This is a genomic window from Mesorhizobium sp. M1307 (assembly GCF_040318155.1).
Classification (GTDB): domain Bacteria; phylum Pseudomonadota; class Alphaproteobacteria; order Rhizobiales; family Rhizobiaceae; genus Mesorhizobium.
Genome location: NZ_JAMYLR010000063.1, coordinates 1 through 22,126, shown reverse-complemented (window position 1 = coordinate 22,126; position 22,126 = coordinate 1). Strand labels below are relative to the sequence as shown.

The window sequence follows — 22,126 nt, the reverse complement described above, 5'->3', positions numbered from 1 at the left end:
CATCGTCGACCCGAATACCTACAAGATCGTGATTATCCTGACCTAGTCGTGGCCAGACGGTCTACCGTGGGTTGATGCACCAAAAGCCCGCCGCGCAGCTCAGGCGGCGGGCTTTTCCGTACCCGGCTCCAGCGTCTGCAAATCGCAAATCAAGGTCCGTCCTCGGCGCGAGGAGCGAGCACGGTCTGATCGCCGGTGGAACACCACCGTGAAGGCGACCAACTGTTCCCGGTCGACGCTGGCGAAGCTGGCAAAGCGCCTTGCGCCTGCCCTCGATACCTTGGCGAACGCTAACGCGGAGTAATCTGAAGCCCCGTCAGGGCGATGTGATCCGTGGAACGAGAGAGGTGGATCACGATTGTTCCTATCGGCCGCCCGCTGACCGGGCGCCTAAAGCTCCTGGCTAGCGCGGCGGCATCCGATCTTCCCAGGTTCTTTGCTAGGCTGGCGACGATATTGACGCCGTCATAGCAGGATTGGCAGGCCTGATTGACGGCCGGCGCCAGTTCTCCAAAAGAGTCGTGGTAGGTTTCCAGGAACCTCTCGTTGGCCCGTGAGCGGACGCCTGAAAAGTAGTTCAACGCGACATAGAGGTTCTGGGATGCCTCGGCACCTATTCCATAAAGGATTTCGGCTTCTTTCTGTGCCTCGACCAGAGGATCGCCCGCCAACAGGAAGTTGGTCGTGATCTGGCCGCAGGCATAGCCGGAATAGGTAATATCGCCGGTTCGACTTGCGATCTCGAAAGACCGGGTCAGCAGATCTCGCCCGGCGCGGACATGCTGCGTCCAGGGTATGACGAACCCGAAGGTCTCATACGTTCTCGCCTGAAAGCGCTGCAGTTCAGGTCGTTCGACGAGCTCGCAGCCAAGTCGGCCAATCCTGTATCCGGCGTCGTAGTTTCCGAAATGGGGTCCGGCCAGCATCGCAAACAATTCGTAGGCAATACACGACGCATCGCTGTTGCCATGTTGAAGGCTGAGGCTGACGGCCCTGCAGACCGCCACGGCAAACAGATGGGACGATACAAAGAAAGCAGGGACGGCGACCCTGACGAGCAGATCGAGAGTTGCCAGGGAAATCGGGTCCGTCATCAAAGGCGAATCAGTCAGCTGCTCGATCGTGCGATCACCGAGCAGAACCCAGATGCCTTGGTATTCGCTAAAGGCCTCTTCCTCGGTCGGACGTGGGGACCACTCGATGCCGACTACTTTCCGAAGCGCCTCCAGACCGACGCTCACCGCATAGTCGCTTCGGTCGATCGACATGTACAAATCCACCCGCAAGCATGCGACGGTGGGTTGCTCGATCGTAGTCGTGGCGCGGCCTGACAGCGCGCTCAGTCGCTTCTCAGCTTGGTCGACGGCTCCAGAAACAAATTCGCATTGGGCCCGCGCCAGCTCGATTGAGAAGACCAGATCGTGGCGCCGCTGCCAGCAGTCATCGATGAGCAATGCCGCGCCGATCTCCAGATAATTGAGAGCGGAGGCGTACGCGGTTGACGTCTGTGCCCGCTTGCCGGCGATCAGGTTGAACTCCGCCAGTTGCTCGCGTTCATTGATCGATGTGATGAGAGCCGCGCCGCGGTTGAGCTGATTGACGATCTCGAAGATCGCCTCCTCGCGCCGCTCCACCGGCATCCTCGCCGCGAGCCTCCTGCCAATTCCGAGATGCGCTTCCGCGCGGGACGCTTCCGGGATCAAGGAATAGGCGGCTTCGTGAACCCGGTCGTGCACGAACTTGTAGGAGCCGTTCGAGTGAACGATAAGCTCGACACGAAGTGCCTCCCATAGATCGGCGATGACTTCGTGCTCGAGAACTGTGCGCAGCGTCGCGGCATCGGCGCTGTTTCCGACGCAGGCCAGGCCTTGGAGCGCGCGTTGAGTCTCGGTCGGAAGCCTGCTCAGCCGCGCGACCATCAGGTCGACCACGTTGTCGGTATGGCCCTTTGCTGCGATCCGATCGAGATCCCAGCGCCACGCGCTTTTGTCACGAGAGAAGGCGAGCAGGTCCTCTTCGACTAGGGCGTAGATGAATTGTATCGCAAAGAACGGGTTTCCCGCCGTCTTCTCATAGATCAGCGCCGCAAGGGGTGCGGCCGCCTTTGCTTTGCAGCGCAGCGCATCTGCGACCAACCGGGCCCAGTCTTTGCTCGCAAGGGGCCCAAGATCGATCTCCCGCACGCTGGCACCGCATTTTCGGATCGACTCGAGCTTGCGCATCAGCGGGTGGTCGCGGCCGACCTCATTGTCACGGTACGCACCGATCTACATCAAGTGGCGCACGTCGGACTGGGTGAGGAGATCTTCGATCAGATCCAGTGTTGCAAGATCGAGCCACTGCAGATCGTCGAGGAACAGAGCCAGTGGATGCTCAGGCCGTGCGAACACGTTGATGAATTGGCGAAACACCACCTGGAAGCGGGCCTTGGCTTCGTACGGCGGAAGGTCGGGGACCGGCGGCTGCTCTCCTATGATGAATTTCAGTTCGGGCACGAGATCGATCACCAGCGCTCCGTTCGATCCCAATGTCTGGTGAAACTGATCGCGCCACGTCGCCAATTCCGCTTCCGGTTTGCTCAGAAGCGGGCGTATCAGGCTCTGGAGGGCCTGCGCCAAGGTCGCGTAGGGGATATCGCGCTTGTACTGGTCGAATTTGCCCGTGGCAAAGAGGCCGCGCGGCAAGACCAGGATCTTGTGCAATTCGTTGATCACGGAAGACTTGCCGATGCCGGCATAGCCGGAAACGAGCAACAGCTCCGAGGTTCCCTCCCTCGCAATCCGATCGAAGGACCTGAGCAGAGTTTCTACCTCGGTTTCGCGACCATAGAGTTTTTCCGGGACGACGAGCTGATCGGATGTGTCGCGTTCGCCAAGTGGAAAGGCGGCGATGGCACGCCGCGCCTCCCGCTCGACCAGGCACTGCCGAAAATCACTCTCGAGGCCCGCTGCCGTCTGGTAGCGTTCCTCGGGGACTTTGGCGAGCAGCTTCATCAGAATTGCGGAGATCTGATTGGGGGTCGCGATTCCGCGCTCGTTTGGCGACGCCGGCGTGCGCGCGAGGTGACAGTGCACCCATCCCATCGGGTCGGTCGCGGCAAATGGGAGGCTTCCTGTGAGCGCTTCGTAGAGCACAATGCCAAGCGAATAGATGTCGCTCCGAGAGTCGATTGAACGGTTCATGCGTCCGGTCTGCTCTGGCGCCATGTAGGCGAGTGTGCCGGCGATGAACTCGGGGGGCTCAGGCGACTGACGTTCGCGTCGCAGCCGAGAGGCGATTCCAAAACCCGTCAGCCAGGCTTTACCGATTGTGAGATCGACGACGATGTTCGACGGCTTGATGTCCTTATGAATAAGGCCGTGCCAACAATTCCTGGACCACCTCTTCAGCGCGCTCTGCGAGCGTCCGGTTGATCTTGTTGATCTCGGGTTTCAGTTGCGCAACCTGCTTCTCCAAGGCTTCCTGAGCTTCGCGCTGCGTCTCCGTCGGCAAAGACCGGGCGAGCGCCTGGGAATTGTGCAAGGGTTTCACATGAGGCGAAACCGAGAAGACATACTGGACGATGACCCGATAACCTTGAAAAAGGCCGCAAGGAAGGCGCGTCAACACTCTACGTACGATTCCTGGCTGCCCGTCGTCACGGCGCATATGCGACGTTCCGTTAGCCGCCGATCGCGTTCCTATCCACGACAATCGCGTGGTGGTACATTCGGTTGATTTGGCGAATGTTTTTTGTCGTCAACTCACCGGGAAACCGGGGAGGTGGTCATGAGAATTATTATCACTCTAGCATGCGTCGCCCTTCTTGCAGGTTGCACAACGGCAGGCCCCCCAGGGCCCCAAGGGCCTGTCGGTCCACAAGGTCTTCCCGGCAAGCAGGGACCTAAAGGTGCAATGGGCGCTGAGGGTCCGGCGGGGAAGGACGGCGTCGGCGGTTGGGAAATCACCCAGTATTCAAGCGCGAGTGATACAAGCCCAGACAAATCCGCACAGGCTTGGTGTCCCAAGCCAAAAGTCGTCATAGGTGGCGGTGCCAGCGCGTCAAATTCAAATGCTCTAATTTCTAGGAGCTTGCCGGTTACTTCCCCAGCTCCAGGGTGGGTAGCACAAGCGCATGTAGCCGCTACGTCCCCAACAGCTTGGACGCTGACAGCATACGCCATTTGCGCGCTTGTCAAATAGTCGGCGCTTGGCCGGGCCGGTGAACTTTGCGTTGTCGCGTCTTGGAGACACAGACGGCGTTCTAGTCTTCATCCCAAAAATCCTGCAGCGAGGCGTGCCGAAGGTCTTCCTCGTCCCGGAGGTGCTTCACGCGGACCTTGATGCCCGCTTGCGAAGGCCATAGTTGAGACGGTTGAAAGGCTGAGCCGGTGCCCACCGCGTTGACCCTAGCGGCTCGCTCCATCCCGTGCGCGGCCCTTCAATCCAGCCCAACGCCCCGGCATATGTCACGCTCTGACGGCCGTATCTGATGCAGAACCTCCGGCCACACTTCGTCGAGCCCATCCTGTGCCGGCTCCACCATAGTTTCAGACGTCACCTCGTCGCCTGGCACGTCATGCGTCTCGGCGTCGTCGGGATTGGCGTCTCGCGGGTTAAGATAACCCTGCGCGCCTTCCGTACGCGTTTGGCCGGTGGTGTCGCGGATCTCTTGCAGCACGGCAAGCGCTGCGGCTGGATCTTCTTTGGCCGGCCAGCGCACCGCACGCATGCCGCCGCGGAAACGAGTGTTGTCATTGTCGGCACGCAGGGCGCCGGTGAATTCCCCAGGTTTGAATTCCGGCTGCCAGGCCGGGTAGTCCCATGATGCGATGCGCGGAGCGGGTAAAGAATAAATCCGAAGGAGGCGGGCGAGCACCCCTATGCCACCTTTCTTTCTCGCCATCTCGCTCGTTATTAATCTTGCCCTTTCGTAGGAGGGCTGTGTGGTGTTGGAAACAGGTGAGCAGCAATATTATCGGCAGCTTGGCGGCATGAAGAAATCTTAAAAAATGCACTCCGAGATACGTTTCTGGATGTGAAGCTAACGACAATCTTCAATTTGATTCGTATAGAATCGCGTGTTGTGAACGCGTAGTTGAGGAGCCCCCGAAATGAACGCAAAGCTCAAAAGCGAAGCCCGTCGCAAGGTAATTCTTCATGGACACCTTAATAAAAGATATTGCGACCAAGATCGGATGCTCACTCGCGAGTTTAAGAGTCAGCGCCAGTAAACTCGGTTGCACTCGAACCCCGACGGAGGCGGCGGAATTTCGGCGTGGCTTTCATATGCCGGAACACAAACGGGAAGATTACAACCAGTTGATGATCTCTGGACAGTATAAATCTCGCGATTGCGGCGCAAATCCTGGGAATCTTGACAGTGTAATCATCAGATGTCGAGTTAGGTTATTACGGACGGATACATCACTTGAAGACTTTCTGCAGATCACGAGTAGCTTTATTGGGTAGGGGTATAAAATGACTCTGATGGATAGACATAGTGATCCTGCTTCGGGTAGCCGATACATTGCGACAACGACCAAGTATAACCATGAGGCGCATACGACGCGGCCCTCTTATGTTTTTCCTCCAGATCGTGCATCGGGCGCAGGGGTCGGGGAGCCAAGAGCACGCAGCCTGGAATCCATAACCGGCATGCTTGATCGCATCGGCTGCGGCTATCTCGTGCTGAACCGCGAGAGGAAAGTGCTCGAATGGAACGCAGCCGCTCAAACCACGCTGGAGCGCCAGGGAGAAGTGGCCGATACGGCCAGCGGTCTTTCGGTGGCTTTGAGGCGGCTGCTCGCGAATGTTCCGGCCCATTTCCTGCCGGGCTCATTATCGTGGGTGGTGATCCGCAGCAACGGCGACAGGCCGGTGATATTGAACGAGAACGGGTTTGTCGCTCCTGACGGAACGAGCATTGTGGCGTTACTGGATCGCGAGAACAGGTCGGGGCCAAATCCTCAGACACTGCAAAAGATGTTTGGCTTGACGAGCGCGGAGACGCACTTGGCGTTGCGCTTGGCTCAGGGCGATGCGCCGCTGGAGATCGCCCGCAGTTGGCGCCTCAGCCGCACCACGATCCGCTCCCAGCTTGCCTCGCTGTTCGCCAAGACCGAAACGAAACGTCAGGCGGAACTGGTGGCTCTTCTTGGGCGCATTTCAGTCTTGCCATAAGGGCCGTCGTTTGGATCCATCTCAGCAGATAGCCAATCCCGAAACGCTTTGATTTTCCGTTGGGCGATGGCGCGGGGCGGGCAGCAGGAGCATGAATCTCGAAAAAGAGAGTCACTCGCACGCACCAAAGCCGCAATGGCGTCTAGGGACAAGCACACAGGCAGGTGGTTGATAGCTACTGCTGTGCTTGGGGTCGCCTACTTCGTAGCCTCTTCATATTCCCCTGGTTTGATGCGCCTCATTGGCATCGTGTTTGTAATTTGCGCCTTCTACCGCACGCAGAATCCTTAGATATCACGGCCTTGTGGTTGCCCTATTATGCCCCCGGCCGCTTGTTCTTGACGTAGTCCAAAGCCTGGACGTGCGTCCCGTCGACATCTGTGACGAGCACAAGTTTCGGCGAGAATGCGCTGGTGCCGTCGTGCCGACGACCTTGACTATCGTCCGCTTTCCGGGCGGATGGCATCGAATTGGGTGGAAAGGGCGATCATGTCGTTTTGTATTTTCTCTCCGCAGATTGAACCGCCGGTTGTCACGTTGTGATTATGCTTTTGCCTGCCTGTCTGTGCCCCTCATAATGGCCAAAGAACCGGATTCAGAAGCATGCTCACACGTACAACGAGAGAAAATAAATCTTCCACATGGTCATCAGCTCTTCTGGAAACGGCTTCATGAGATGTTCCGGGTCGGGGTCGTCAGCCAGGTCATGTAGTCTTCGGGCGTCAGAATCACCGGCATACGGATGTGGATCGTCGCCATGAGCGGATTCGGCTCACAGGTCAGCAGCGTGAAGGTGCGGATGTTGTCGCCGCTAGCGGGGTCGCGACTGCCAGAGCGCCGCCAAGGGCGAACGGCTCGCCCGACTTCATCGCGACGGCATAGGGCTGTTTGTTCTTGCCCGTGCCGGAAGATGTCCTTCCATTCAAAGAAGCCGTCGATCGGCATCAGCGCGCGGCGTGACTGATAGGCGGCTTTGAACATGCCGTTGGTCTTTACGGTCTCGCTCTTGGCGTTGATCGAAGGTGCTGCGCTTCACGCTGATGATAAACGTGGTCTGCATGGGCAGCCACAAGCATCAGAAGGGAGGAGCGCAGCATGAATCATTATGCGGGATTGGATGTGTCAGTGAAAGAGACGCCATTTGCATTGTCGACGAAACAGGCCAGATTTGCCGCGAGATAAAGACGGCGAGCCATCCGGAGGATCTGGCACGGGTGCTCAAGGAGCCCAGTTGGTGGGTTGAGCGGGTTGGGCTTGAAGCCGGGCCTTGTCGCAGTGGTTGTTCGAAGGCCGGCCAGGGCCGGCCTGCCGGTGATCTGCATCGAGACCCGCCACACCAAGGCATTTCCTTAAGGCCCAGGTGAACAAACCGACCGCAATGATGCCCGCGGCATTGCGCAGATGCGCAGATGATGCGAGTCACCTGTTTCGCCCGGTGCATGTGAAAACCCTGACGAGCCAGAAGCGCCGGGCGCTGCTGACCGCCCGCAAGCTCTTGCAGGAAAAGGCCATTGCCGTTGAGAACGATCCCCGCGGCTTGCTACCGAACTTCGGAGCGGCTGCATCTCGCGTTCGAAGCCGCGCGGCTTGCATTCGGCGTACGGACACGCACATCGCGGATTCCTGCCTACATGCGTGAGCCGGTCGCGGGGCTGCTCGACAAGGGCTTTGCGAGGACGCTCGCGAAGTTGCTTGATCCCGGCAAGCGCGTGCCACTGCCGAAGTCGCCCTCGCCGTCGAGCTACACGATCTATCTCACGGTCGTGGACCGCGACTGCACGACGCCACACTTCTGACTGCGCAGCGACGGCTGATCGGCACAGGCGGCCCGACATCCCCCCAACCCGGACGCCTGCCGCCTGTGCCAGCCCCCAAGCCATTGCGAGCATCTGCGCACGTGGCCAAATTGTCGTTAGCCTCGCATCCGAATACTTATCCGGGCGTACATATCTCGCTCTTGCAGCGCTCTTGCACGCCGTCCTTTGGCTAATTTCGGACGACCTTCGTCAGTCCATCAAAAGCACCACAGCGGGGTGCAGCTTCTTCAGATTCGGCAATGATTTCGATTGCCAGGGTATGTCTGGCGTTCCACGCACGACGAGTCGAACATCGGGATGCTTGCGCACCTCGATGGTAAATTTCGCGAGCAGGTTGATGCCGGAAGAGTTTAGAAAGTGAAGATCCTTAAGATTGAGCGTAATGGAAGCGGGATTACAGGCAAGAACACTGGTCGCCAACGCCGAGATAGGCGCACCGGCCTCGGAACTGGCAAGCCGCATTGCACCGTCGAAGAAAATTTCGCTTCCTTCAGTCCACACACGGTAGTCGTCTGTCTTGATTTCCATAGCCGGGCTTCGTTTCTTCTAGTTGTGAATTTGCGAGATCGGAATAGAGGCATATGTCTCCACGCAAAGCCGATCGCTTTCGTCGGCGGCGCTGAATATCCAAGCCAGGCGTGCGCCGTAGTCGCTCATCAACGTCAGCAATCCAAGTCCGGAGCCTGCCATGTCGGGGTTGGCGGCATTCTCTTCAATTCGCTGTATCAGCAGGTCCACGGGGTCGCCAACCGTGAGATCTGCCAGGAGACTTTGGAACTTAGAGGCATCTTCACCATCGACGTCGTTCGACACCTTGAGCTTGAAGCACTCCGAATCCATCGACGCCTCGATCAAGATCTCACCTGGTGCGCGAAACTTGACCGCATTTTCGATGAGTTCGTTGACCAGATATCCGATACTATGCCGCACTTCCATGTAGTCATTGCGGGACGACCGGAAGCGCAACGCGAAAAGATCGGCGATGAAGTCCGAGGTCGTGGCACAATGACGCCAACTCAAGTCGAGAGGTCCGTCGAACAGCCGCACGCGACTGACGCTCTCCTTCATCCCGATTGCAACGTCAGGGGTCCCGAACAGCGTTGTCATGGCTATGTGTGCCTTATGATCACGAGGGTGATGTCGTCGTGGATCTTCTGGATCCCGATATGGGCCATGAGATCCTCGATGATCCCGGTTTTGATTTCCTCGGCGCTCCCGCCTTGACGTTTTCGTGCGCTCTGGCAGAGGCGCTCGAACCCGAACAGCCTTCTGTCTTGGTCTTCCGCCTCGGTCACACCGTCGGTGTGCAGCACGATCACGTCGCCACTGCCGAACAGGATGTCGCGCGTGGCAATGAACTTCGAGATGTCATTCTCCAGGCCAACCGGCAGACCCAAATCCATCGTGTCGATGCGTTCGACGTCCCCGTCCGCACGCACGACGAGAACGTCCTCATGCTGGCCGGATAGCGTTACCCGCTCATCCTCGAAGTCAAGGAAGGCCAGCGAGAGATGCTTGCCGGTGTTCGTCCGCTCGATGTTCTTGTAGATCGCTCTGTTCAGCCGATCCAGAAACTGATGCGGATCCCCCTCATTGGTCTCCTGCAGCGCGCGTGCAACGGATTGGACCATGAGCATCAGCACGCCGCTCTCGAGACCATGACCGGTCACGTCGCCGATGCCAATCTTGACCCGTGACCCGTTCTGCAGGACGTCATAATAGTCACCGCCGACCTCGTCGGCCGGCCGCATGTAGGCCGCGATCTCCAGCCCCGGAATCGCTTCGAGTTCGAATTGTTTCGGCAGGACCATCATCTGGATCTGTCTGGCGACCGCGAGTTCAGCACCAAGGCGAACGTTTTCGTCCTGCAGCTTTTCGTTGAGTGCGGAAATCTCCTGATTTGCGTCCCCAAGTTCCCTTGTTCGTTCGTCGACGAGTTGCTCGAGGTTTTCCGTGTGAAAGCTGATCTGCTCAGCCATGCGGTTGAAAGCGACCCCTGCCGCTCCAACTTCGTCGCGCGTTGGGATGCTCACTCGGACTGAATAGTCTTTGGACTGGAGCCGCTGGGCGGCGCTGGCAAGCGCCCTGAGGCCCGCGGTGATCCGCTTCGAAATTCCGAGCACGGCGGCAAAAACGATCAGAAGCGAAACGACGATCGCGGCGATCTGAAAGAGCAGGATACGGTTGGTTGCACGGGAAATACTCTTCTGCGCGGCGAACAGGGATGCATAGATCTCCCGTTCGGGAACGACGATCCCGACCGACATCATTTCGGACTTGATCGGTCCCGAACTCCACAGATTGGTCGGCTTTAATCTTTTGAGGACAACAATGTAGGGTACGCGTTCGCCCTTGTCGGCGAGCATGACATGCTGAATGACACCGTCATTGTTCTGGTCGAGAGGCAGCGACGCGATAGCCGGCTGCGTACTTCCCCGCAGGGACCTCTCCAGGCCGGTGACGCCCTGGGTGCCCGCATCGCTCGATGAAGTCAGGCCGATGATTGCCTGGCCTGAGGGATTGATCGCCACGACGTTGCCAGTCGACATTGTGAGAAAGCCGAACCCGGTCTCAGCGATCTTCACACGTTCGACGACTTCCGCGAGTTGATCGAGAGTGATGTCTGCTCCCGCCGTACCAGCGATACCGGTGCGATCGCGCGTCCACAGCGGGTGGAAAAAGCTGACGATTAGCTTTCCCGTGATCGCATCGGTGTAAGGCGCTGTCTGGGTGATATCGTCAGAGACCGGACGTGAGGCTGGATCCCTGGCCCATTGCTGCCATGACCCATAGATTCCCGGAAAGAAGAACTCCCAGAACTCTGCCTTGTTGTGGCCTGGGTAGAGCCGGTCGAAGGTCTGTGCCTGGTCCGTATACGGCACCGTCCTGAAAATCGGCCGTTCCTTTGGACCAATATAATACATTTGCAGCTTGGACGACCCGCTGGCCATGAGCGTCGGCGCAACGAGGTCCAGCACGGTGCTGTCTTCTATTTCCTGCTGAACGCTTGGCAGCGGACTGTGGTCGGCGCCCAGCAGGTAGCCCCAGACGCTGACCACGGAAGGCGCTCCCGGCAGGTTCTGCGCCCAATCGCCCCGCGAGTCGTAGACGACCTTCACGGAGCCCGGCGCCTCCTGCGAAAGCGTGGCTCCGACCTGTTGTTGCCTGCTTGGATCGTCGATCTGGGCCTGCAGCACGCCGGCCAACGCCTTGACGTCCCCATGGACTCGATCGAGCAGCAGGTCGACGCTTAACGCTGTCGATTCGGCATAGGAACGAATGTATTCCTGGTTTGCGATCGTCAGGCCCTCACCGACTTCGGATGTTGCGTCGCGCGACAGCTTTTGAACATTCCAAAGCGCCAGGCCACCGCTCAAAAGGAGGTCGAACAATACCGCGCCGCCAACGACCAATACGAATTTCGCTCGAAAGGAGCGCAGGCCGAATCGCGGTGTGGGCTCATCGTTGGCTTTCATTGCGGCCGTCGCCCCGATGCGACCCAGATCGGCCAACCCGCATAACCCTTGGGGTGGAGCGCAGCGAAAATATGATCCTCGAAGCCCTGCCGGAAGCGTGCGACGAACTCCGGTCCATCGCCGCGTCTGGTCGCCATCTCGCCCGCATAGACGTCCGCCCAGGCCGCAATGACATCGGCGAAGTCCTGCGGATCCCCGTCCAGGTTAGTGACCATGAAGGTCTCCACACGGATGTCTTCGAATCCGGCTTCGATCAGGTATCGCCGGCTCTTGGGCCCAAGCTCGACATCCATCTCGAAATGCCCGAACAGCTTCGCCACCTCGTTGTAGGTCCAACGAATGCTTTCGGCGCGCGGCTCGCCGAGGCAATGCGAATTCTTCTCGTTGGTGATATAGACCCGCCCGCCTGGCTTGCAGATGCGGTAGAGCTCCTTGAGGATGAGTTCAGGTCGATTGAAGATTTGAAGGGAATGTCGGCAGGTGACCAAGTCGAACTGCGCTTGGTCGAGCAGCATCTCCGACGCATCGCCATAAGTATATTCGATGCCCCGGATGTCGAATTCCCGCATCACTTGTCGAGCATAGTTCAGGCTTGATCTGGAGTGGTCGAGGGCGACGATCCGCGATGGCTGAAACTCCTTCTGCGCGAGCACGGCGAAATCACCGATCCCGCAACAGACATCGGCCATGACGATCCCGGGCCTCATGCCGTGTCGCGGCAAGATTGTGCGCTCGTGGCGCCAAGTCATCTTTGTCTGAGTGCGAAGGATGGGTACGAACCCGCCTTCCTCAAGAAAACCCTGCCCCGGATAAAATTCAGTGTCGTACTCCTCGACGGTGATGTTCGGTTCAATTCCGCTCAGGCGACCGAATTTTCGCGAGGTCCATCCGACGACGCTTGACGTGATGACGACGAATTTGAGATCGGGTCGAGCGCGACAAGCGTCGATGATGATCCTCGAAAAGGTGTGAAACGCCGCGTTGTTCATCTGCGTCAGGCGCCTGACATTGACGTAGAGAACGCCGCGCACACGGCCGATCGCATCGCGAAGTAATGCTATGCTGGGCCCAAGCTCATCGATCGCCTGAGGCCGGACCACTCCCGATATGGAGAACTCCTGGTTGTTCGCGTCGTATTGCGCCTTGAAGCGCGGGAGAAGGTCGTAAGGGCTCAATTTTGCAGGCCCTCGAGCGGAAGATCCACGACAAGCTTGATTGCATCGCCGTCCGCGTCCTCGATCCAGAGTGTCGCGTTGTAGTCGACAGCCAGTTCCAGGAGTATGACCTCGCGGCTCGGCGCGAGATCCCCGGACACCGAATTGAGGTATCGCTCTCTGGCCTCTATTCCTGCAAGTTGCGACACGGCTTCTTCGTAGAATTGGCGCTCCTCCGGCACGCAAGGAAATGTCAACTCGATCCTATCCGTCGCGCCATGGCGAGACACCCTGCATGCCAGTTCGCCGTCGGCATGGCGAGTACGAAAGGCGACTTCCAGCAATTCGTTGAAGGCGGAGGAAAAGAGATTTGAATGGTGGACCGAGTCTGACCTGTTTTGACTGATCATCCGGGCCACGTATGTCGAGACATAATCGCAATGCTTCCAAGCGGAGACAAAAGCTTTGATTTCCATGTCGATCTGGATCATCGGCTCAAAAGTCGGCTCGCCAGCCAGGTCATGATGAATAGGTCCCATCGGCATCTCACTTGTTCCATCAGTATTGAGCTCTCGCGGGGTGATGGCCTCCGCGATGAAAAATTTCTCCGCGCCCGTGATGAGTCTGTCTCGCACCCACTCGAGGAATTGCGCGGTATCTGCCTCGATCGTTCTAGAAATCTCCGCCTCACCGTTAACGAAGGCCGCAAGGCGCTAGAGCGCTTGTTTTGATTCCTCCATCGCGCGTACCACCCTCAGCGGGGACCGCCTGATGAAACTGCTGATCGCCTCGGCTCCAAGCGGCTTTCCCAGGAAGTTGCCTTGCAGGCAATCGCAATTCTCCTTGATCAGCCACCGTGCCTGTGCCGGGGTCTCGACCCCCTCGGCAGTGACATTTATCCCGAGGCCGTGCGCTAGATTCATGATCGATCGCACGATCGTTTGGCTTTTGAGATCGGTCTCCAAGTCCGCAATAAAGTACTGATCTATCTTCAACGTATCGAAGGGAAAATTTTTAAGGTAGCTCAACGATGAATAGTATGTTCCAAAATCGTCTAGCGATATTCGAATTCCCAAGACATTCAGCGTATTTAATGTGTCTATGTTGTCGATCGTCTTCTCAAGTAGAACCCTCTCGGTTATCTCAAGTTCAAGTCTGTCGGCTTCAAGCCCAACTGCGTCGACGATCTGAGCGACGGTGTCCGTCAGCAAACCGCTAAGGAACTGAGCCGGCGACAAGTTCACTGCGACTGTCAGCGAGGAAGGCCACGTCAACGCCTGGCGACACGCTTCCTCGAGCACCCATCGTCCAATCTCGTCCATCAGACCGTCGGCTTCGGCGATCGGTATGAACACGTTGGGTGGAATGATTCCGAGCTCGGGGTGCCGCCACCGCAGCAGCGCTTCGAAACCGGTCACTGACGAGGGAGGCTGAATGAGCGGCTGATACTCCAGATAAAGCTCGCCGCGCTCCAGCGCGGTTCGAAGGCTGCGCCTCAGATTCTCGCGTTGCTCGAGCAAGAGCAGCATCGAACGGTTGAATGTTCGAGCGCAGCCGCGTCCATCTGTCTTGGCCGCGTAAAGAGCAATGTCAGCGGCTTTCATCAACTGTTCGCCGTCGGTCCCGTGCTCCGGCCCGAAAGCAATTCCGATACTCGAGCCGACGAACACAGGAATGCCGTTGATGACGAACGGGCCCTTGAACGCGTCGACTAGAGATCCGGCAAGGCGCTCAGCCTCTGCTGGCTGCTCCTTTCCCAATTGGATGACAGCGAACTCATCGCCGGCATACCGGTAGGCGGATTCGCCGTCCTGCAGCGAGTCGCGGATACGACCCGCCGCGAGTTGAAGAAGAGTGTCGCCTGCTCCATGGCCGAGCGTGTCGTTGACCGCTTTGAAATCGTCAAGGTCGATTTGCAGAAGGGCGGCTTTCGGCTTTGATCCGCCGAGGGCCGCCATTGCCTGCTGGAGCCGCTCGCCGAATCGCCGCCGATTCTGCAGTCCAGTCAGCACGTCGTGCGTCGCCTGATGGAGCAGAACTACATGTTCTTGTTCCTCGGCTGCGCTCCGCCCGCCGTCCTTCCTTAATTCGATGATACCCGCACCATTTGCCGTGGGGAACACAAAAACTGACCGGTGCGCTCCGCCCGATGTTCGCGGCAAGTCGATGCTGGCCGGAGAGCCACCCTGGAACACACGAAGAAATTCGTCGCGATGGCTCGCATCGAGAAAGCTCGGGTAGATCTCCCAGACGGCGGCGCCCGGCGCTACCGCGCCTCCGTACAACCCTTTGAGCCTGGCCGCGTAGTGCGTCAGGCGAAAGTCACGGTCATAGAACGACAAAAGTTCGGTCGTGTTCGCCAAAAGGTCTGCGAGAACCCCATCGCCGACACTTGGAGCGTCGCTCGATGAAGGCCCCTCACTCTCCGTGCCGACGCCTGAAGCCTCTGAGGGCAAGAACCACCTCCATAGGCGGTGCAGACTCGCGCCCCCCAGTCTAGAAATAGCATAACTGTCAAGCTTGGCAAACTTTCAAATCGCACTCTTAATAAGAGCCCCCCGCAGCCTAGTTCCATGTATGCTCCGCCGTGATTGGCGGCAAATTATCAATAACGATGAACCGTCACAGTTCGTTAACAAACCGTGAATTGGCGAGAATCAGCTCTGTGATTGATGCGCAATAGGCGCGACACGAAAATATTGTGGTCCATGAGGCGGCGTGACCTTCGCCGCCCCGGGCAACCCCTCTTCTAAGTCCGCCCAATCAGCTTCGCGATCCTGTAATCAGTTTCCGAGCGCCTTGAGCCAACCTTCAAAGGAAGAGGCCTCCTGGCCTCCGGCATGTGAAACAGAGTGGACGGGGCGCGGCAATACCACAGTACTGCGGCCTTCGCGGGGACTGTAACCGAATTCCTTGCTGAATGCTCGGCTGAAATTAGCCGCTGAACTAAACCCAAAGGCCTCAGCAATTTCAACAATGCGCCGCCTGTCCGCAGGATCGCTAAGCGCAACATGGGCTGCCATAAGGCGGCGATTTTGTATGTAATGGAGAACGCCACCGCTCGGTTCGAACACCTGATAGAGACGAGAGCGCGATACGCCGAGCGCCCGGCACATTGAATCCGGTGTGAGACGAGCTGCATCCAGATTGTTTTGGACGTATCGACGCGCTCGCTCCATTAGAGCGACGCTCCTCAATTGTTCGGCGGCCGCAGCCTGTTCGGCCGGAGGCCCGACGCAGGCAATGATCATGCTGCGTGTTACGTGCACGATGCCGGGTAGATCTTCAGCGGTGAGACTGCGCAGCCTTGCTTCGATGCTGTTGATGTAATCGACTAAGAGGTTGGCAAAGTTACCCGACAGAATTGAATTGTTCTTTGCATCAAGGGTTGACGCCGCATCAGAGAACAAATCACGCGGCAGATAGAGAAAGAGACTTTCCGAGTCCGTTACCCTCCCGCGAAACGGATAGCCAAGTGATCTGATCTCCAATTTGCCCGGCTGGTTTTCCGCAACGCGGCGATCGATCTCCGTCCACGACCGGCCGGTACGAGGCAAGACGATATACCAGTGATCGATCGAACTGGAGCGGAGCTTCGCGGCGGAACGCATGAAGCTATGTGCCGGCGCGCGCTGTTGAATCATCAGCATGCCACCGAGATTCCAAGCCGTGTGGTCGGCGGGAAAGCCATCGTTCAACGATTTGTCATCCGGCAATCTTACCTCGACAAGCGGCGCCATATGCGCTTGCCAAGCGGCGAACTGATCCCCTGGCGCCAGTTCCAGCGTTGAAAAGGGCAGAGGTTCGAACGCCGGCGCGGGCGATGGAGCGTCGTCATTGTGGGGTTGACCTTCGCGTGGCCAACGACGCCGATCACGGTCCCGCGGCTGCCCCGCACGGACCTCGTCTTGCCTCTTAGTGTCCATAGCGTGGTGCCATATCCGAATCGGGTATGCCATGCCCCTCTCAATCATGTGGTGTACTTCGGGCATCTGCCAAGACTGGTGAACTCGAGTCGACTGAAACGGCGATCACGCTGGATTACGGCAAGAAATGCATTCCGAGATAAGTTTCTGGATGTGACGCCAACGACACTCTTCAGCCTGGTGCGTATAGAATCGGGCATCGTGGAATATTAGTTGAGGAGACCACAAAAATGGCCACTAGGCTCAACAGCGAAGCTCGTCGGAGGATAATTCTGGATGGATACGGTAACAACGAGCCGTTGAAAAATATTGCGGCAAAGGTCGGATGCTCACTGGCGAGTTTGAAAGTCACCGCCAGCAAACTCGGTTGCACTCGAACTCCGAAAGAGGCAGCCGAATTTCGGCGCGGATTTCACGTCCCGGAAAACAAGCGGCAGGATTACTATAGACTTATGATTGCCGGACAATATAAAGCGCGTGAGTGTGCGGTTATGCTAGGATTAATAAAGGAGCAATCAGGAACCAAGTAAATTGATTCCTAGTCACTGCAGATGACAATGTCATTTTGACAGCCACCGCTTTAGCGGTTCATCAGCAAAAAGCCCGCCGCAAGCACGGTAGCGGGGCCCTGAAAGGTTCGCACAGATGCCGCCTCGGTATTTCAATCGCACCTGCCTCAGCCCTCATGATCTGGCTATTTGCGAACGCGTGTTCGATCAGGTCTGCGCGGATGAGCATCTCGACCCTTTGGACCCGGCGGCCGAAATCTTGACAGTAATGGTCGTGGCCATTTTTCGAAATGCTCACACCAGCGAGCGCCAACTACTTGCGGCTGTCAAGTCTCATTGGCAAAAGGCTGCGGGAAGGCGCGTCGCATGAATCCGTTCAGCCGCGACGCGCTATTGCCAAGACACCGGACTTGAAAACCGCCGCGGGCACGGGTTCACAGTGGTTTCAATACTACTCCCTCCAGTGGTTGATATCTGCTTCGGTAGGTCGTTTTTGGTGCAAGCGGACCTTGCTGTCGCGGAAGTCTCGATTGCTGCCATCTTGGCGCAAGCGAGTGCGGCGATGGTTTCGCGGCTATTCGGTCGCGTCCGTCTCGCTTTCGTCACCGATCGAGCACCGGCAAATATGAGCTCGTTTCCAGACATTCTCGCAGAACGGTCTCACGAGTCTAAAGGGGATACAAATTCACACGGCAAGGCGGGCCGACCGGTGGTGAACATCAGCCGAGCCTATCGGCTCACGCCACTCTGTGCGGTGCGCACCGTCACGAGCCCGCTCGACAAGCTTGGCCTCTTCAGGCCAGCAGAGATCTCGCCGGACGGCTGAGCCGTGCGCGCTTCCATCGAGGTCGCCGCGCAGCCGGGTCTGCGTATCGGGCCGCCCAGACAGGTCACCTGAGCCTTCTTCAGCTCAAGGTCATGTCGGCGATCGAGAACTGCCGCACCGCAGCGCTCGGCGGTCACGTTGAGGCCTGCAAGGACTGCGGCCAATGGCGCATCGCCTACAACTCCTGCCGCAACCGGCACTGCCTGAAGTGCCAGGGCCGGTTGGCGGCACCCGCGAGGTGATGCGGTCGCTCCGTCGCCTGATCGCAGCCGACAACATGACGCAAAAGGAAAATGCCAAGGTCGAAGCGCAACTCGCCATCGCGCGCGCGATGATGCGTGCGGGCCGGCCTTGACGATCGCCAGACCCGGCGCCAGACGGCGGCGCACTGGCGCTCGGCGGCGTCATCGTGGTGAATTTGAGACGCTGATTCAGCTGCTCCCCGCAAGCTGATTTGGGATCGAGACAACTTTACCGGCTCGCGAAACGGACCCTCCATATGCTGCCTCTAGGTTTGTCCCAGCTAAATGAAGGGGGCTTCCATGCGAGTGAACGAACGATTTTGGCGTACAGAACGCGGCAACCTCGCTGTGGTGTTTGCGTTGGTCTTGCCAGTCGTGCTTTTGGGCGTCGGAGTGGCGATAGACTTTGCGCGCGTGAGCCGAACTGCCCAACAGTTGCAGGAGGGAGCCGACTCCACGGCCCTTCAGTTGGCCGTGGCAAGCGCGAACAGCAGTGATATGACATCGGAACAGCGTCAGGAGAACGTTGATACTTTCGCCAGCCCCACCTTTGTGGCCACGCGAAGTCCCTATAGTGGTGACGCCCACCAGACGGTTGGAACAACCAATCCCACAATCGTGACGGTTGTATTGCACCAACCGCAGGAATTGGCCTTCTCGGCAATCCTTGGCGTCGATAAACTTGATATTAGCCGAAGCGCAACCGCGATTGCCTATCCGCGATACCCAGTCTGTCTTCTCGTGTTAGATCGGTCCGCCTCGAACGCATGGTCGAATTCGGGGTCTTCATCGATAAATGGCCAGAAATGCGTTGCGCAGGTGAATTCAAGATCGGGGTCTGCACTAGCCACGAATGGCGCATCGTCCATCAGGACATTGGTGACGTCAGTCGTCGGCCCCTCCGGGCCGTCTGCCGGCTTCAACCCTCAACCGCTTTTCAATCAGAAAGAGCTGGCAGATCCCATTATCTCCCGACTGGTCTGGCCAACAGACAATGTGTGCACCTACAATAACCTGGTGATCAAAAACGCCACCGCAAATCTCATTCCCGGCACTTTTTGTGGAGGGCTCACTCTATCGGTCGGAGCGGTGGTCAATCTTGCCGCGGGAACGTATGTTATCAGGACGGGAGGGCTTTCGCTCTCCTCCGGCGCGGTTCTCGATGCAGCTGACGGTACCACCATCGTTCTACTCGACGATCAGGCCACCACCACAATGCAGGCCGGCGCCAAGCTACGCCTGACGGCGCCGACCAGCGGTCCGTGGATGGGGATCGCGCTAGCTCAAAAACCCCAAGGCGTGGAGAGAACCTCCACGCTCATTGGCGGTGGCGATACAGATCTAGGCGGTATAGTCTATCTGCCGTCACAAAAGCTTTTTCTTACAGGTGGCGGTGCATTGTCGACCGACAGTAAGCCTCGCATCTTTGTGGTCAACCGGATCGAGATGAACGGCAATGGCTCAATTTATCTTGCTGGCGCAAGTGACTTATTGACAACGAATTCTGCAACGAGACTGATGAAATGAACTTGGCTGTAGCCAGCGCAGTGTTGTGAGACAGACTGCATTTGAGGTTCTCTTGCTTCCGTGTTGGACTGAGAGCCGATATCGAAGGCACGCTTGGCCTCGTCGTGACAACGAATTAAATCAATCAGCGGATTGTATCAGTTACTTGATTGACCCGCAGCGAAGCGGCTCGTCATTATTTTCCGGGACGCTCCGGATCGTCGCCGAAGCCAAGCAGCGACGCATGGCGTATATACTTATGTCCGCCACGAAGGTGCTTGATCCGCAGCTTCACGCCTGGCCCAACCCACTGCGTCGCCGGTCGCTTCTTGATGCCGCCCGGAGGCGGGCCGCCATGTTCCTTGCCCGCTTCCACAGCCGTTCCTTCATGTCGCGGCCCAGACTGATGAACGCCGAACCGACATACTTCCCGGTGCCTGGCTCGGCCAGCAAGGCGAATGCCGCCTTGCCCGGCTCACGCTCGACGCCCAGCAGTTCGTATTCCTGGACCGTGAAGCTCTTCGTCTTTTGGCTCCATAGGCGGAATGAACTCGAGCCGGCCGCAGCCGGTGCTTACAATTTTACTCACCACTGAATTGTAGGTACAAAGCTTATATTAGCCAGAGTGAACGAACGTGATTCCGCACGGAAACCAATACCCGATGGTTGCGTTGCGGATGAATGACGAGGATCAGAACCGACAACATCGCTACCGGCTACCAAGGCAAGCCGCATGACGGGCCAGTGGAGGATGAATCGAAGCACTTCGTCTACTGCCCACTTTGCGGTCAGACGTTCGACGCGCGCGATCTTGGACAGGTGTTTCATCACGCCGAGCCGCAGCACACCCCGCTTCCCGCAGAGCAATGGTCCCGCTAGTTCAGCGCCCGGGGCCGGCCAAGCCTGAAAGCCTTAAGTGCGGCAGCGATGCCCATCATCACCGATTGCTTAGCATAGTCGAGCACCCGCAGCGTGCCCGGCTCGTCGCCGCCCACGCCGCAGATCGGCAACACCTGGTAGTCGTCGTCGACCGCAAAATTTCGCCGTTGGCAGTAAAATCGTATTCGGGAAAAAACAGCTCTTCAGGAATGCCTCGAGCCCCCGCGCAGGGCCGATTGCGACCGCGCGCCTGACGGCGGCAGGATGATGAAGCTGTCGACCTCGTCCCGGCAGGCGTGCCGGAAATGTCGATGGCGAAATCGATGAGAACCTACGCGCTGTGTAAGGGCAGCAGGCATTTCATCTGTAGCCCGGTCCCTCCCAAAGCACACACGAGGCGTGCCAGCCCGAAGCTTTGTCGATCAATTGCTTCGACCAAACGTTGCGAATACCTGACGCCCGATTTCCTTCTTCTAGTTTGGCGTTTTCTTCGGCCGTGCCTACTCCGAAGCGCCATATAATGCCGGCCTCGTTTGGCACCCAGACGATTTTCATCGAGTAAACCGCTGCGGTTCCGGAGATGCTATCGATTCGGCAGTCAATGGACGCCGGCATCATCCCTTTTGCTTTCATCTTGCGGCTTTCGGTGATCACGGTCTCAGCCTTCATCCGCACACTTTCAACCGCGTTGGGAGGCAAATCACTGTTGGGCGTTGCGGCGACCAATGTCACCATCAAAGCGACTGCCTGAAATGTCATCTCCCGACCCCTGCCCCCACTGAATGTTCTCATTCCGCTCATGATCGGGAGTGCAGGTCAATCGCGTCCGACAAACGCAAAAAAGCGCTGTCAACACCAACTTCTTGCGATGGATTTGCCCTGCGGACTAGGCAATCTCGGGGCGAAGGAGTGATTGCCATGACCGTCCTCGCCTACAGCCTCGCCGCCGACGCAAAGGGAACGTGGCGACTCGTCTTTGTGCCTGACGATCTGCATCTCTATGTGGAATTCAGCCGGCCAAATGTTGAGTCAAATCCGGTGAACTGGCTGAGCGTGGACGATTTCCTTGCCTGGCGCCCTAAAGGCGCGCTCCATCGCTTAGTTGCGCTCATTTGCCAAGCGATGAGCGACCCGTAAACGCAAAAAAGCGCGCCGCACCCTTCGGCTCGGCGCAAGCACAGGGTGTGGGCGGGGATCGGGTGTGCCCGGTGCACGGATCGTGGAAGATCATATGCGCGTCGGCGGCGTCGCGTCTACCAACCGGCAGCCCTAGAGAAATACATTGACCCATTTCGCCGCCTGTTTCCTCTTAGGACCCCTGCCCATCCAATTGCCGGGCGCGTAGGTAACGCGGCTACTTCGCCACTCCGAAATCACATGCGCGCAGCCGCCGTCTCTGTCTGATCTTTGAACTTAAACATATCATTGGAAAATAGCCGCAACCATCTTTCATCTTGCCGCGTATGGTCCGATCATCTGCCGGTGCAAGTTTGAGGACATGCAATGAAGAAGGTCGCAGCTCTCCTGGTACTTTCCCTCGTTACCATGCTGCCCGCCGTGGCAGCCGCGCAGTCCTACGTGCCGGAGCTTGGGCCATCGCCGCCGCAGGATGCTATGCAGCTGTATCCC

General features: G+C 58.0%; 19 protein-coding genes and 3 pseudogenes. 9 read left to right on the top strand and 13 right to left on the bottom strand.

The genetic code is table 11. The annotated features are described in order from the left end of the window. Positions 1-290: 290 nt before the first annotated feature. The 3 genes and pseudogenes from NKH16_RS35135 to NKH16_RS32660 form a co-directional block, all read right to left on the bottom strand. A pseudogene (locus NKH16_RS35135) lies at positions 291-3,359 on the bottom strand (ATP-binding protein); the annotation flags it as partial. After that, positions 3,346-3,648 (bottom strand): hypothetical protein, encoded by a 303-nt coding sequence (locus tag NKH16_RS32665; RefSeq protein WP_352903589.1) that lies wholly within the window; start codon positions 3,646-3,648, stop codon positions 3,346-3,348. The gene NKH16_RS32665 and the pseudogene NKH16_RS35135, both read right to left, overlap by 14 nt. Before the next feature lie 772 nt (positions 3,649-4,420). Next, positions 4,421-4,858, bottom strand: coding sequence for a hypothetical protein (locus tag NKH16_RS32660; RefSeq protein ID WP_352903588.1), 438 nt, complete (start codon positions 4,856-4,858; stop codon positions 4,421-4,423). 779 nt (positions 4,859-5,637) lie between these two features. On the opposite strand from NKH16_RS32660, the gene NKH16_RS32655 reads away from it, so the two are divergent. Beyond that, a complete protein-coding gene (locus NKH16_RS32655; protein ID WP_352779582.1) occupies positions 5,638-6,162 on the top strand; it encodes a helix-turn-helix transcriptional regulator in 525 nt (174 codons plus the stop codon). 669 nt (positions 6,163-6,831) lie between these two features. Here the strand turns inward: NKH16_RS32655 and NKH16_RS32650 are convergent. Next, on the bottom strand, positions 6,832-7,143 hold the full coding sequence (locus NKH16_RS32650; RefSeq protein ID WP_352903586.1) for an SOS response-associated peptidase family protein: 312 nt from the start codon (positions 7,141-7,143) through the stop codon (positions 6,832-6,834). 114 nt (positions 7,144-7,257) lie between these two features. Between NKH16_RS32650 and NKH16_RS32645 the strand changes: the two are divergent. Both NKH16_RS32645 and NKH16_RS32640 read left to right on the top strand, forming a co-directional pair. After that, positions 7,258-7,735: pseudogene (locus NKH16_RS32645) on the top strand (IS110 family transposase); the annotation flags it as partial. Positions 7,736-7,793: 58 nt separating this feature from the next. After that, entirely contained in the window at positions 7,794-7,958 is a 165-nt protein-coding gene (locus NKH16_RS32640; protein ID WP_352903584.1) for a hypothetical protein, read from the top strand. Positions 7,959-8,168: 210 nt separating this feature from the next. On the opposite strand, the gene NKH16_RS32635 is transcribed toward NKH16_RS32640, so the two are convergent. From NKH16_RS32635 to NKH16_RS32605, 7 genes are all read right to left on the bottom strand, one after another. Beyond that, a complete protein-coding gene (locus NKH16_RS32635; RefSeq protein ID WP_352450368.1) occupies positions 8,169-8,507 on the bottom strand; it encodes a slr1659 superfamily regulator in 339 nt (112 codons plus the stop codon). An 18-nt stretch (positions 8,508-8,525) separates the two neighbouring features. Continuing rightward, on the bottom strand, positions 8,526-9,086 hold the full coding sequence (locus tag NKH16_RS32630) for a slr1658 superfamily regulator (protein ID WP_352450369.1): 561 nt from the start codon (positions 9,084-9,086) through the stop codon (positions 8,526-8,528). Between the two features lie 2 nt (positions 9,087-9,088). Continuing rightward, a complete protein-coding gene (locus NKH16_RS32625; protein WP_352726028.1) occupies positions 9,089-11,455 on the bottom strand; it encodes a SpoIIE family protein phosphatase in 2,367 nt (788 codons plus the stop codon). Beyond that, on the bottom strand, positions 11,452-12,630 hold the full coding sequence (locus NKH16_RS32620; RefSeq protein WP_352903582.1) for a methyltransferase domain-containing protein: 1,179 nt from the start codon (positions 12,628-12,630) through the stop codon (positions 11,452-11,454). Before NKH16_RS32620 ends, NKH16_RS32625 begins: the two co-directional genes overlap by 4 nt. Beyond that, on the bottom strand, positions 12,627-13,148 hold the full coding sequence (locus NKH16_RS32615) for a ubiquinone biosynthesis methyltransferase UbiE (RefSeq protein WP_502896732.1): 522 nt from the start codon (positions 13,146-13,148) through the stop codon (positions 12,627-12,629). The genes NKH16_RS32620 and NKH16_RS32615 overlap by 4 nt, the downstream gene beginning before the upstream one ends. A 174-nt stretch (positions 13,149-13,322) precedes the next feature. Next, complete coding sequence (locus tag NKH16_RS32610) at positions 13,323-14,972, bottom strand: putative bifunctional diguanylate cyclase/phosphodiesterase (protein ID WP_352903580.1); 1,650 nt, start codon at positions 14,970-14,972, stop codon at positions 13,323-13,325. Between the two features lie 420 nt (positions 14,973-15,392). Then, a complete protein-coding gene (locus tag NKH16_RS32605; protein WP_352903593.1) occupies positions 15,393-16,535 on the bottom strand; it encodes a helix-turn-helix domain-containing protein in 1,143 nt (380 codons plus the stop codon). Positions 16,536-16,765: 230 nt separating this feature from the next. On the opposite strand from NKH16_RS32605, the gene NKH16_RS32600 reads away from it, so the two are divergent. The 5 genes and pseudogenes from NKH16_RS32600 (at position 16,766) to NKH16_RS32580 (ending at position 20,497) form a co-directional block, all read left to right on the top strand. Next, positions 16,766-17,065, top strand: a complete 300-nt coding sequence (locus NKH16_RS32600) for a hypothetical protein (protein WP_352903578.1) — start codon at positions 16,766-16,768, stop codon at positions 17,063-17,065. A gap of 801 nt (positions 17,066-17,866) precedes the next feature. Beyond that, a pseudogene (locus tag NKH16_RS32595) lies at positions 17,867-18,097 on the top strand (transposase zinc-binding domain-containing protein); the annotation flags it as partial. Next, positions 18,034-18,225: a hypothetical protein gene (locus tag NKH16_RS32590; protein ID WP_352903576.1), complete on the top strand. Its 192-nt coding sequence runs from the start codon at positions 18,034-18,036 to the stop codon at positions 18,223-18,225. The pseudogene NKH16_RS32595 and the gene NKH16_RS32590, both read left to right, overlap by 64 nt. A gap of 187 nt (positions 18,226-18,412) precedes the next feature. Further along, a complete protein-coding gene (locus tag NKH16_RS32585) occupies positions 18,413-19,639 on the top strand; it encodes a pilus assembly protein TadG-related protein (protein ID WP_352903575.1) in 1,227 nt (408 codons plus the stop codon). A gap of 660 nt (positions 19,640-20,299) precedes the next feature. After that, positions 20,300-20,497: a hypothetical protein gene (locus NKH16_RS32580; RefSeq protein WP_352903573.1), complete on the top strand. Its 198-nt coding sequence runs from the start codon at positions 20,300-20,302 to the stop codon at positions 20,495-20,497. Here NKH16_RS32580 and NKH16_RS32575 read toward each other — a convergent pair. Together NKH16_RS32575 and NKH16_RS32570 are read right to left on the bottom strand one after the other, a co-directional pair. Then, the gene (locus NKH16_RS32575) at positions 20,494-20,631 is read right to left on the bottom strand and encodes a hypothetical protein (RefSeq protein WP_352750742.1); all 138 of its coding nucleotides are present in this window, start codon (positions 20,629-20,631) and stop codon (positions 20,494-20,496) included. The two genes, NKH16_RS32580 and NKH16_RS32575, sit on opposite strands and share 4 nt — an antisense overlap. Positions 20,632-20,857: 226 nt before the next feature. Next, positions 20,858-21,256, bottom strand: a complete 399-nt coding sequence (locus NKH16_RS32570; RefSeq protein ID WP_352750740.1) for a hypothetical protein — start codon at positions 21,254-21,256, stop codon at positions 20,858-20,860. A 159-nt stretch (positions 21,257-21,415) separates the two neighbouring features. On the opposite strand from NKH16_RS32570, the gene NKH16_RS32565 reads away from it, so the two are divergent. Then, complete coding sequence (locus NKH16_RS32565; protein ID WP_352903571.1) at positions 21,416-21,634, top strand: hypothetical protein; 219 nt, start codon at positions 21,416-21,418, stop codon at positions 21,632-21,634. Positions 21,635-22,126 lie beyond the last annotated feature (492 nt).